The sequence below is a fragment of the Flavobacterium sp. GT3R68 genome (genome assembly GCF_007109225.1).
Lineage (GTDB): Bacteria > Bacteroidota > Bacteroidia > Flavobacteriales > Flavobacteriaceae > Flavobacterium.
Map to the genome: position 1 here is coordinate 1 of NZ_VJZK01000036.1, position 1,144 is coordinate 1,144.

General features: G+C 31.0%; 2 protein-coding genes. Both read right to left on the reverse strand.

Annotated features, from left to right (window positions below; genetic code table 11):
• Positions 1-266, reverse strand: a 266-nt coding sequence (locus FNW07_RS13910) for a heavy metal-binding domain-containing protein (protein ID WP_305069004.1), incomplete at its 3' end; no start/stop codon positions are given.
• A gap of 165 nt (positions 267-431) precedes the next feature.
• Positions 432-776: a heavy metal-binding domain-containing protein gene (locus FNW07_RS13685; RefSeq protein WP_144265654.1), complete on the reverse strand. Its 345-nt coding sequence runs from the start codon at positions 774-776 to the stop codon at positions 432-434.
• Positions 777-1,144: the final 368 nt, after the last annotated feature.

The window sequence follows — 1,144 nt, forward strand, 5'->3', positions numbered from 1 at the left end:
GGTGCTGCGGTTGATTCAGCTGTTACATCGGTTGGAGTATTTGAAGTTGACTTTGTTGATTGTACTACAGGTTCTGTTAATTCCATTCCACATTTAGGGCATTTGTCGCCTTTCTTTCCCGTAATTTCGGGATGCATAGGACAGGCATAAAGCTGCGAAGAGTTTTCGGTTGTTTCTGAATTAGTTGTTTTGACTTGTTCGTTTTTTTGGTTACAGGAAACCATCATTAATGTGATCGCTAGGGCTGAAAGAATTATGTATTTCATTTTATTTTATTAAATTGTTAAAAATGGTATTATTTAAATTTGGTAATTACCCTTTTATTTTGGAACATCACTATCCTTTTTAATTATAATTAAAAGCGCACCGTCATAATTGGTACGATGCGCATTGAATTAAACTAAAGGGAATTTAAAATTTATGCGACGGGATTATTTTTTGTCGCCTTCTTTTTTAATCATTTCCATACCACATTTAGGGCATTTTCCTGGTTTGTCAGAAGTTGTACTATCCATTTTACAAACGTATTTAGTCACAATTTCAACTCCTGCCTGGCTTCCCTTTACAGCATGTTTATATTTTTTTTCGGTAGTTTTTACCATTTCCATACCACATTTGGTACATTTTCCAGGATCTGAACTCACCTCATTAGGATGCATAGGGCAAGTGTAAGTTGCTTTTTGAGCTTCCTTTTGTGGAGGTTGTGGGACCTCTTGAGCTTTCGCCAATGAATTTACTGCTAAGAATACGCTTAGTACGATAATTAATGTTTTCATTTTTAATTTTTTAAAATTTAACTTGATTATTTCTGCTATTTTGTTACAATTCATAAATTATAGAATTACAATAATGATTTTTAATTGTTTTTGTTAAATCAACCTGCTTTTGTAAATGGTCAATATTGATAATCATTGGCGTTTTAGTTTTAGTATTTCTAATTCGTGCATTGGCGATTACCACTGAAAACAATGTGGTTATTGTTTTCAATGTTTTTGTAATTTATTTGATATCTACTTTATTGTTTTTTAATAAGTGTTTACCAATATTCTGTTTGAATAACTCTAAATAGAAGAACTAAACAATAGTAATTAAGCTATGATTTAATAATTGTAATTAGCAAAAAAAGCAAATAATTTTAAGGGAG